Origin of the sequence: Acerihabitans arboris, from assembly GCF_010131535.1 — a bacterium.
Lineage (GTDB): Bacteria > Pseudomonadota > Gammaproteobacteria > Enterobacterales > Enterobacteriaceae > Acerihabitans > Acerihabitans arboris.
On record NZ_WUBS01000015.1, the window covers coordinates 57,691 to 67,594 of the forward strand.

A 9,904-nucleotide genomic window follows, 5' to 3' on the forward strand; every position below is an offset into this window, starting at 1 on the left:
GGATATAGCTTTAAATCTAGCTTGATAATCATCAATCATAAAGGAGCCGCGCGTAAAGGTTATTAGAAATGTGTTACCAGACGCACAATGGGTAATGTCATGGACGTCCGGATGGCTGGTAAGGATTTTTTCCACTGTTTTCGCCGTGTGGAAAGGGTGCAATAAAATTTATTTGATATAACTCAACTTTATTTGATTTTCCCGGCGCTATGCTTTCCATAGTTTCATCATAGATAACCATTGGAGGAAATATGATTCAGGTTTATGACAGGAATAGGAATGCAATCATCGCGGGTCAGAAAGTGATGATCGCCGCTACCGGCGAACTTTCCGTCGCGCAGGCTATCCACGCGGAAGGCCTGCCCGCAGCGAAAGCCGAACGCGCCAACTGTGTGGAACTGAAAGGCAAACCGGAACGTTTTATTCCCTATGAGCTGATCCGCCTGGCCTGACGGATAGGCTGAGCCGTTGATGGCGGCTTCCGGCCGCAGACAACCGTGCATATAAGCTTGAAGCGGGGGTGATGGATATCTTGCCCATCATGCCCGCCGGCACGTTTGTCTATCCCCGTTAAGCCTCGCGCTGCCATCCCGCCTCGGGTTTATGCTATATTTGCCGGCCAGACCCTTTATCTAGCCGTAGAGAAAGCGCCCATGGCAGAATTCATCCGACCTGTACTTGAACTCCCGCAGGGGGCCGATAAACTGCTGCTGCATTCTTGCTGCGCGCCCTGCTCAGGTGAGGTCATGGAAGCGCTCAGCGCTTCCGGCATCGACTATGCGATCTTTTTTTATAATCCCAATATCCATCCCCGGCGCGAATACCAGATCCGCAAAGAGGAAAACATTCGCTTCGCCGACCAGCACCGGGTGCCCTTTATTGATGCCGATTACGATACCGACAACTGGTTCGCGCGGGCGAAGGGCATGGAGCAGGAACCGGAACGGGGCATCCGCTGCACCATGTGTTTTGATATGCGTTTTGAACGCACCGCGCTTTATGCCCATGAACATGGCTTTAACGTTATCTCCAGCTCGCTGGGGATTTCCCGCTGGAAGAACATGCAGCAGATCAATAACTGCGGCCTGCGCGCCGCCGGCCATTATCCCGGCATGACCTATTGGGATTATAACTGGCGTAAGCAGGGCGGCTCGTCGCGCATGATCGATATCAGCAAACGCGAGCAGTTCTACCAGCAGGAGTACTGCGGGTGCATTTATTCCCTGCGCGACACTAACCGGCACCGCAGGTCGCAGGGGCGCGATATTATCCGCATCGGGGTGAGCTATTACCACCGCGATCGGCAACATTACGACACCCTGGACGAGCGGAACGGGGAAGCGTGACGGTAGTGCGCAAAATATTTTTATATTTTTTGGTAGCCGTCGCTGGTTTAAATTTACCGCCAGGTAAAATTTGTTAAATAATGGGTTGCTATTGACGGCGGCTATTAATAATTGTCTACTTTGCGTAACCGAAAAATATCATAATTCCGCCGCTCTCGCCTACCGTTAATGCTTATTATGCCGTTCATACCTCAACCGATGCATTTCATTCCTGTTTAATGGTATCTCATTCCGCATTCGCGCCGCCCCCCCGGCTTCGCCTTTATAGTAAGGCCAGTTAACCCGCTTTACGGGCATCGATTCTAAAAGAATTGTTAATGCGAGGCAGATAATGAAGACGCAAAATGCTAACCACCTTCGGTGGCTTACCCTGTTCGGGACCATTGTGACCCAATTCGCCTTGGGTTCAGTGTATACCTGGAGCCTGTTCAACGGTCCGTTGGCCGATAAGCTGCATCAGCCTATCAGCCAGGTGGCCTTTGCGTTTGGACTGCTGAGCCTGGCGTTGGCGGTGGCCTCTTCGGTGGCCGGCAAATTCCAGGACCGTTTTGGCGTGCGTAACGTCACGCTCGGCGCAGGAGTATTGCTGGGCGTGGGGTTCTGCCTGACCGCCTATGCCAGCAACCTGACGATGTTATGGATCTGCGCCGGCCTGCTGGTGGGTTTCGCCGACGGCATCGGTTACCTGATGACGCTGTCCAATTGCGTAAAATGGTTTCCGGAACGTAAAGGCGTGATTTCCGCCTGCGCCATCGGCGCCTACGGGTTGGGCAGCCTGGGGTTTAAATACATCAACAGCCAACTGCTGGCCCACTACAGCCTGGGAACCACCTTTATGCTGTGGGGGCTGATTGCCATGTTAATGACGATCGCCGGCGGACTGCTGATGAAGGACGCGCCGCAGCAGGCGGTGAAAAAGACCCGGGCCGCACGGGATTTCTCACTGGCGCAGTGCGTACGGATCCCGCAGTACTGGCTGTTGGCGATGATGTTTTTAACCGCCTGCATGAGCGGACTGTATGTTATCGGCGTGGCGAAGGATATTGGCGAGAGCCTGGTGCATTTAACCCCGGCGGTGGCGGCCAACGCCGTAACGATTATCGCGGTGGCGAATCTTAGCGGGCGCCTGGTGCTCGGGGTGCTGTCGGACCGCATGTCACGTATCCGGGTCATTTCGCTGGCGCAGGTGATTTCGCTTATCGGCATGGGGTCACTGTTATTCGTGCATCTCAGCCCGGCCTTGTTTTTTATGTCCATAGCCTGCGTGGCCTTTAGCTTCGGCGGCACCATCACGGTTTATCCGTCGCTGGTCAGTGATTTCTTCGGCCTGAATAACCTGACCAAAAACTACGGCGTGATTTACCTGGGTTTCGGCATCGGCAGTATTATCGGCTCGATCGTGGCTTCGCTGTTCGGTGGTTTTATCGTCACCTTCCAACTGATCCTGGTGCTGCTGGTGGCCTCGTTAATCATTTCCCTGACACTGCACCAGCCGGGCGAAAAAATGCGGCTGCAGCTGCATCAGGCCACGGGTAAATAAATGCAGTCCTGATAACGGTAACCGTTTATTGAAGGCCGAAAGTCCGCCTGGTCGCGGACTTTCGGCTTTTTTTGAAAGTATTATTAATCAAATAACGCTTTAATCATTAATTCATTATTTCGGCGTAATGGAAAAATAATGGAAATCATTATCCATGGCCGGTTGTTGCCGGGAATATATACCGCAGGACTATTCCCTTGCCAGGGAAAAAAAGGAATAAACATGATAAAACGCAACGGCGAATCCAATGCCGGCTATGGCAGGTTATCCATCCAGGGGAACGACCCGCGCCATACCTGGCCGGAAGCCGACGCCGTCCGTGGCAAAAAAATGGCGCATATCAGGCGGCGCGGCGCTGGGCATGACGTTTCCAGCCTGGGCCAGGTGCTGAAAAAATTCATTACCTGGCTGCGCGATCTGTTTAGCAACGATTAGACGATAATCCTGCACGGCGGCGTTCCGCCTGTCCGCTTCCTTCATCGCGTCCCGCTGGACTTCACTCCCGGCGTTTAGCTGCTAGGCTTAACTTTAGTACTCCAGACTGTAGGGTTTTTACCAAAGAAGGAGCCTATCGTGGCCTATAAAGAAGTGATGTCGTTAACCGCGTTGTCGGAAATGGAACCCAAAAAAGTCAGCATCGGCGATACCGATATTGTGCTGATAAAAAAAGGAGATCGGGTTTTTGCCCTTGAAGGCACCTGTCCCCACTCCGGCGCGCCGCTGGAAAAAGGCGCACTTTGCGAAGGAAAGCTTATTTGTCCCTGGCATAAATCGGTATTTACCATTGAGGAAGGCGCGCTGTGCGAGCCTCCCTCCCTGCGCGACCTGAAGCGTTATCCGGTCAAGATAGAACAGGGCAAGCTGTGGGTCGATCCGAACGCTGAACCGGGAAATGGTCCCCTGGATGAGGTGACGACCCAGGATGCGCTGGTGGTGTTGGGGGTGGGCGCCGGCGGCAGCGCCGCCATCAAGGCGCTGCGTGAAAAAGGCTATCAAGGCCGCCTGATCGTTATCGAGCGGGAAAAACAGGCGCCTTACGATCGCACCACGTTGTCCAAGTTTGTGCCCCAGGGCGATATGGATATCGACGAGGTGCCGTCGCTGCTGGATGATGATTATTATCAGCAGCAAAAAATCGAGCGTATCAACGGTAATGTCGAGGAGCTGGATACCGGCAGACATCAGCTGCGGCTGGAAGACGGGCAGGTCATTACTTATCGCAAGCTCTTGCTGTCCACCGGCGGCATTCCGCAGCGGCCCGACCTGCCGGGCAAGGCGCTGTTCGGCGTCCAGGTCCTCAGGAGTTGGGAACAGGCCGCCGCGCTGGTCGATACCGTCGAGAAAAAAAAACGGCTGGTGATTATCGGCAACAGTTTTATCGGCATGGAGGTCGCCGCGGCTTTTCGTAAACAGGAGGTGGACGTCACCGTCATCGCGGAACATCCGCTGCCCTTCGAGAAGCAGTTTGGCACAGAACTCGCGACCTTCTTTCGCCGCCGCCATGAGCAAAAAGGCGTGAAGTTTATTGAGGGCTTGCCCGCGGAGTTTGCCGGCGACCGCCAGGTGGAGGCGGTGGTGCTTGAAGACGGCAAACGCATCGCGGCGGATCGGGTATTGCTGGCCACCGGCGTGGTGCCGGCGACCGGTTTTATCCACGATTTGCCGCTGGATAAAGACGGTAGCCTGAGCGTGGACGCCTCCATGTCGGCGGGCAAGGATATCTTCGCCGTCGGCGATATCGCCACCTTTCCGCTTAAGGGCAAACCGACCCGGATCGAACATTGGCGCGTGGCCCAGCAGCACGGTCGCGTGGCCGCGGGCGTTATGGCGGGCCATCAGGAAACCTACGACTCAGTGCCGTTTTTCTGGACCCAGCATTATGGCGTGCGCTATGAGTATCTTGGTCATGCCGAAAAATGGGATACCATCGATATTATCGGTTCGCCCGATAAAGACGATTTCGTGGCGCTGTACGCGCTGGCGGACGAACTGGTGGCGGTAGTCGGCACCGGGCGTATGCGCACCACGGGCACGTTGCTTATCAAGATGGGCAAAAAACTGACGCTTGCCGATGCGCGGCGCACCGTGGCGGACGTCGTCGAACCGAACGGCTGACCCCGCACCCCGAAGGGCCGTCGCCGCCGTATGACGCCGCATGGCATGACGGCATCCTTCGGCCGTTCTCCCGCTTTTTACCCTATCGCGCCGGCGTTGACCGGATATCTTTTTTTGCCAGCCGAGGCCGAAATCAGGGACAACCGCACATTTAATATGTTATTTAATGCCCACTGAACGACGTTGGTATCGCGTCGTATGGGCATGTCCGCGACTTTTTGCCAAAGGGCTATTCGCCGGTTAGTGCCTGTGCGAAGTCAATGATATGATGCGCAGCTGGACTGAAAAGGTCGTGGAAAAAAGGATATGCAGTTAATGACACAGCCCATTTATATGGTTGGTGCGAGGGGATGCGGTAAGACCACGGTAGGCCAGGCGTTGGCCTTGACGCTGGGATATGAGTTTACCGATACCGACCAGATGCTGCTGCGCGCCACCGGGCGCAGCGTGGCTCAGATCGTGGAGAGTGAGGGCTGGGCGGGATTCCGGGCGAAAGAGAGCGAGATGCTGCGGGCGGTTGCCGGCGGTCGCAAGGTAATAGCCACCGGCGGCGGCATTGTACTGGCGGAGGCCAATCGCCGTTTTATGCGCGCCAGCGGCACGGTCATCTACCTGCATGCCCCGGCCGGCGTACTGGCGCGGCGCCTGGAGGCGTTTCCCGAGGAAGATCAGCGCCCCAGCCTGACCGGCCGGCCGATTGCCGAGGAAATTGCCGAGGTCCTGCTGGCCAGGGAAGCGTTATACCAGGATGCGGCGCATCATGTGCTGGACGCCTCGGCGTCGCCGGAAAGGGTGGTGTCGGCGATACTGCGACAGCTTCATCCCTGTGCCGCCGGCTAAGCCGTTACCCGTGCCTGGCGCCGCGCACGGAAAGCACAATCCCGTGGATTAGCCTATACTTACCCGACCAAATCATAAAATAAGGAAGTGATTATGGCGAGTAAACCCCCTTACCCCCGTGAAGCCCATATCGTCAAGAAAGAGAAGGGGCTGCCGGGCAAAAGCAAACCGGTATTTGAGCTGCGGGCGGACCACCCCAAGCCCGATACGCTTATCAGCGAGCATGATACCGAACAGGAAGCGCTGGACGCAAAAGAGCGTTACCAGGGTGAAGACAAGACCTGATGATTACCCCGCCGGGCCGCGTTGCGGTCCGGTTACTTTTTATACCGATATCCGCAGTGAATATTCTTTTTCCCGCTGGTTAATAGATCCTGGGTTTGCATTCGGTATTTTTCTGCCTGCCCGACGGCATTTCTCGGTAATAAGGCGTGACAAATCCGGGATTCGCCTTTTACTATGAATGACTGAAACTATTATCGAAAGGAATGGATCCATGCTGAATGTAAATGAGTATTTTGCCGGGAAAGTGAAGTCCATTGGTTTTGATTCCTCAAGCATCGGTCGCGCCAGCGTCGGCGTGATGGAAACCGGCGAATACACATTCACCACGGCACAGCCCGAGGAAATGACCGTCATTAACGGCGCGTTGCGGGCGTTGTTACCGGGTTCACACGATTGGCAGGTGTTTATGCCCGGCGAAAAGTTCTTTGTTCCGGCACAGAGCGAATTTATTGTGCAGGTGGCGGAAGCCAGCGCTTATTTGTGTAAATACCTGAGCAAATAATCCGGCAAACGGCGCCCCGTGTGGCGCCCGGGTTTGATGATAAAATCGTGCCAGCGGACATGATTGGCAAGGCCCGTCATGTCCGCTTCACGTTTATGCGCGGGTTGGCTAGCGCTGGGCCTCGCCGCCCAGGACCTCGATCAATTGTGCTATGAGTCCCGCCAGCTCGCTGGTCATCAGGATAAAATCCGCGTCAAAGCGCTGGGCAAAATCTTCGCGATCGATATCGTCGTTCTGCTCGCGCAGCGTATCCGAAAACTTCAGGCGTTTGAGCGTGCCGTCATCGGCCAGGATAAACTGTACCCGTTCCTGCCAATCCAGCGCCAGTTTGGTCACCACTTTGCCCGCCTCGATATGGGCGGCAATCTCGTCGCTGGCCAGATCCTGTTTTTTGCAGCGAATGATGCCGCCGTCCTCCAGCAGGGCCTTGAGTTCAGCCTCATCCTGAACCACGAACCCGGCGGGGGGTTCGCCGCCGCGCACCCATTGCGTCAGGGTCAGCTCGATGGGGTTTTCGAGGGTGAGGGGCACCACCGGCAGCGAACCGAGGGATTTACGCAGCAACGCCAGGGCGTCTTCGGCTTTTTTGGCGCTGGCGGCGTCGACGATCACCAGGCCCTTAACGGTGTCCAGCCAGATAAAGGTTTGGCTGAAACGGCTGAAGGCGCGCGGCATCAGGCTGAATAATACTTCATCCTTCAGCGCGTCTTTTTCCGTTTTGCGCAGCTTACGGCTTTGCTCGGTTTCCAGTTTGTCGATCTTGCCGTTCAGCTCCTGCTTAACCACCGAGGAGGGCAGTATTTTTTCTTCTTTGCGCACGCAAATCAGTATTTGGTCATTGACCGCATGGGTCAAGGCGTCGCTTTTGTCGCCCAAGGGGGATACCCAGCCCGATTTTGCCATATCCTGGCTAGCGCAGGGGGTAAATGATGACCCCGCCAACTGTCTTTCCATCTCTTCCGCCGACAGCGTAATATCGCGGTTCAGGCGGTAAATCATGATATTCTTGAACCAAAACATAATGTTAAATCCCTGACCTGGCACGCCGGTAAGCGCGCGAGTTGATCAAACGCAGCGCGCATGATAGCGCATACCAGCGCTAAAATCGGCAAAGATTTTTCTGGTTTTGGCTTCATTTTATGAAAATATAATTCATATATCATCTAATAAATATTAAATTCCAGTGTTAGGTATTCTTGAAATAGCGAAAACATAAACTAAGTTAATTGCGTAGCCTATTGCTACAGGGGTGAATATTCAGGAGATGGTCTATGGAAACGCGTACTATAAACGCAAAACGCAGGTTAATATCCTGGGGCGCTATTATTGGCGGGGTAATTACCGTTTTGGCTTTATCCGTATTACATTCCGTATTGGGGGCGGGATTGGGTTTTACCATGGTGGATCCTTATTCCGCACAACCGGCGGAAGGGGTCGGCACCGCTATTACCGTCTGGTCTTTTGTTTCAATACTTATTAGCCTGGCGGTGGGCGGATTTGTTGCCGGACGCCTGGCGGGTACGGCGGGAATCAGCCATGGGTTCCTGGTGTGGGCCACCTCGCTGATTATCGCCATTATCATCAGCAGCATGGTGGTTGGCGGCGCAATGCGGGCGGCGGGCAACCTCATCGGCTCGATTGCCTCGGCCACCGGCAGCACCATTTCCGGCATGGCGTCCTCGCTGACCGACGACGACGGCATCAAGGATATGCTGGATGACGCCATGGGGCAGATGGGCGTGGATACCGGCCTGACGGGGGATAAGACTCCGCAAAACGTAATGGCGGCATTACAGAACAGCAATGTGGAAACCCTGCGGCCGGATTATTTAGCCAGGGAGCTGGCGGCCACCAAACGGGATGTGCAGGCGGCGGCCACGGCGATAATGAAACAACCGGATAATATGGATGCTGAAATGGATCGCTTATCCGACAAACTGAAGCAACGCGCCGATGAAATATCCGTCGATATTAAACGCGATGACGTTCATCAGGCATTAGCCCGCAATACCAATATGACGCCGGAAGAGATTAACCAGGCCACCGACGGCGTTATCCGCGGCAAGCAGCGCATGACCATGGAAGTGAAACAGCGCCTGGAGGAACTCGAACATAATGTCGACAGCGCCAGAAGCGAGCTGCGGCAGATGAAAGAGCAGGCGAAACAAAAGGCCGACGCGGCTGCCAAGGCCATCGCCACCTCGGCGTTATGGTCGTTCCTTGCCCTGCTGGTTGGCTTGGTGGTCAGCGCCCTGTTCGGCCTCTGGGGAGTGAGAACGGCATATCGTTTTCATTTCTGAAGGCATCAGGACGCGTTTAGGGCGTCTTTACGAACGCCCGCCAGCAAGGTTTAATCATAAACGCCCCAAACGGGGCGTTTACACCATGCCAGCCCAGGCCGCGGCCAGACAATCAACCCATGCCCGTACCTTGGCGGGAATAAAGCGCGTGTCGGGATAAACCGCATGCACCGCCATCGGCGGAAAATGATAATCGGGCAACACCCGCACCAGGGTCTTGCCGGTTAGCCGCTGCCGGATAAGCGGTAGCTGGGCGCCGCCGATGCCAATGCCGGCCTCGATAGCCTGCATCAGCGCCATGCTATTATTGGCCAGGAATACCGGGTGAACGGTCATTATCTCCGCGCCCTTGGGGCCGATCAGCGTCAGGCCGGCGCCGTCGCCCCGGCCGCTATAGCGGATATAGGCATGTCCGGCCAGTTCCGCCGGCGTGCGCGGCGTGCCCTGGAGGGCGAGATAGCCAGGCGACGCCACCAGGACGCGCGCGAGGGTGCCCAGCCGGCGCGCCACCGTCCCGGCGGTGCGTAGATCCCCGAGCCGCACCGCCACATCGATACCCTCGCTAACCACATCCGCCACCCGATCGTCGAGCAGCAGTTCGATAACGATGTCGGGATGACGTTGCTGAAAATCTATCGCCAGCCGGGTTATATAATGCTGACCGAGGCCGGTTGGCGCATGGATGCGCAAATGGCCCGCCAGACCTTGGTTCAATCCCCGCAGCGCCTCTTCCGTTTCACTCATCGCCATCAGGATCTGCTTTGCCTGCGGATAATAACGGCTGCCGCTTTCGGTCAGGGTGACAGAACGGGTGGTACGGTATAACAGCAACGTGCCCAGGTGTTTTTCCAGACCGGCGATTTGTTGGCTTACTGCGGGCTGGGTCAGGCCCAGGTCGCGTGCCGCCGCGGAAAGGCTGCCCAGCTCCGCCACCCGCACAAAGGTCGTCATCGCGGTGAGTTTATCCATAGCGAGC

11 protein-coding genes are annotated in these 9,904 nt (G+C 55.8%); 9 read left to right on the forward strand and 2 right to left on the reverse strand.

Features of this window, described 5'->3' with window-relative positions:
* Window positions 1–251 precede the first annotated feature (251 nt).
* The 8 genes from ydfZ (at window position 252) to ppnP (ending at window position 6,628) form a co-directional block, all read left to right on the forward strand.
* Entirely contained in the window at window positions 252–452 is a 201-nt protein-coding gene (gene ydfZ, locus GRH90_RS19665; protein WP_162367659.1) for a putative selenium delivery protein YdfZ, read from the forward strand.
* A 201-nt stretch (window positions 453–653) separates the two neighbouring features.
* The gene (locus GRH90_RS19670; RefSeq protein ID WP_162367660.1) at window positions 654–1,346 is read left to right on the forward strand and encodes an epoxyqueuosine reductase QueH; all 693 of its coding nucleotides are present in this window, start codon (window positions 654–656) and stop codon (window positions 1,344–1,346) included.
* A gap of 331 nt (window positions 1,347–1,677) precedes the next feature.
* A complete protein-coding gene (locus GRH90_RS19675) occupies window positions 1,678–2,886 on the forward strand; it encodes an L-lactate MFS transporter (RefSeq protein ID WP_162367661.1) in 1,209 nt (402 codons plus the stop codon).
* Between the two features lie 222 nt (window positions 2,887–3,108).
* Window positions 3,109–3,321, forward strand: coding sequence for a hypothetical protein (locus GRH90_RS19680; RefSeq protein ID WP_162367662.1), 213 nt, complete (start codon window positions 3,109–3,111; stop codon window positions 3,319–3,321).
* A gap of 138 nt (window positions 3,322–3,459) precedes the next feature.
* Window positions 3,460–5,001: an FAD-dependent oxidoreductase gene (locus tag GRH90_RS19685; RefSeq protein ID WP_162367663.1), complete on the forward strand. Its 1,542-nt coding sequence runs from the start codon at window positions 3,460–3,462 to the stop codon at window positions 4,999–5,001.
* 315 nt (window positions 5,002–5,316) lie between these two features.
* Window positions 5,317–5,841 (forward strand): shikimate kinase AroL, encoded by a 525-nt coding sequence (aroL, locus tag GRH90_RS19690; protein ID WP_162367664.1) that lies wholly within the window; start codon window positions 5,317–5,319, stop codon window positions 5,839–5,841.
* Window positions 5,842–5,934: 93 nt separating this feature from the next.
* Window positions 5,935–6,126 carry a hypothetical protein gene (locus GRH90_RS19695; protein WP_162367665.1) on the forward strand — a complete coding sequence of 64 codons (192 nt, stop codon included), beginning with the start codon at window positions 5,935–5,937 and terminating at the stop codon, window positions 6,124–6,126.
* Between the two features lie 211 nt (window positions 6,127–6,337).
* A complete protein-coding gene (ppnP, locus tag GRH90_RS19700; RefSeq protein ID WP_162367666.1) occupies window positions 6,338–6,628 on the forward strand; it encodes a pyrimidine/purine nucleoside phosphorylase in 291 nt (96 codons plus the stop codon).
* A gap of 108 nt (window positions 6,629–6,736) precedes the next feature.
* On the opposite strand, the gene rdgC is transcribed toward ppnP, so the two are convergent.
* Window positions 6,737–7,648 (reverse strand): recombination-associated protein RdgC, encoded by a 912-nt coding sequence (rdgC, locus tag GRH90_RS19705; RefSeq protein WP_162367667.1) that lies wholly within the window; start codon window positions 7,646–7,648, stop codon window positions 6,737–6,739.
* Window positions 7,649–7,899: 251 nt separating this feature from the next.
* On the opposite strand from rdgC, the gene GRH90_RS19710 reads away from it, so the two are divergent.
* Entirely contained in the window at window positions 7,900–8,928 is a 1,029-nt protein-coding gene (locus GRH90_RS19710; RefSeq protein WP_162367668.1) for an AAA family ATPase, read from the forward strand.
* A gap of 78 nt (window positions 8,929–9,006) precedes the next feature.
* Here GRH90_RS19710 and GRH90_RS19715 read toward each other — a convergent pair whose 3' ends face one another.
* The gene (locus GRH90_RS19715) at window positions 9,007–9,897 is read right to left on the reverse strand and encodes a LysR family transcriptional regulator (RefSeq protein ID WP_162367669.1); all 891 of its coding nucleotides are present in this window, start codon (window positions 9,895–9,897) and stop codon (window positions 9,007–9,009) included.
* Window positions 9,898–9,904 lie beyond the last annotated feature (7 nt).

Bases quoted from the DNA above. Each gene is read 5' to 3' on its own strand.
- ydfZ (WP_162367659.1), top strand. From the start codon at position 252: ATGATTCAGGTTTATGACAGGAATAGGAATGCAATCATCGCGGGTCAG.
- GRH90_RS19670 (WP_162367660.1), top strand. From the start codon at position 654: ATGGCAGAATTCATCCGACCTGTACTTGAACTCCCGCAGGGGGCCGAT.
- GRH90_RS19675 (WP_162367661.1), top strand. From the start codon at position 1,678: ATGAAGACGCAAAATGCTAACCACCTTCGGTGGCTTACCCTGTTCGGG.
- GRH90_RS19680 (WP_162367662.1), top strand. From the start codon at position 3,109: ATGATAAAACGCAACGGCGAATCCAATGCCGGCTATGGCAGGTTATCC.
- aroL (WP_162367664.1), top strand. From the start codon at position 5,317: ATGACACAGCCCATTTATATGGTTGGTGCGAGGGGATGCGGTAAGACC.
- GRH90_RS19695 (WP_162367665.1), top strand. From the start codon at position 5,935: ATGGCGAGTAAACCCCCTTACCCCCGTGAAGCCCATATCGTCAAGAAA.
- ppnP (WP_162367666.1), top strand. From the start codon at position 6,338: ATGCTGAATGTAAATGAGTATTTTGCCGGGAAAGTGAAGTCCATTGGT.
- rdgC (WP_162367667.1), bottom strand. From the start codon at position 7,648: ATGTTTTGGTTCAAGAATATCATGATTTACCGCCTGAACCGCGATATT.
- GRH90_RS19710 (WP_162367668.1), top strand. From the start codon at position 7,900: ATGGAAACGCGTACTATAAACGCAAAACGCAGGTTAATATCCTGGGGC.
- GRH90_RS19715 (WP_162367669.1), bottom strand. From the start codon at position 9,897: ATGGATAAACTCACCGCGATGACGACCTTTGTGCGGGTGGCGGAGCTG.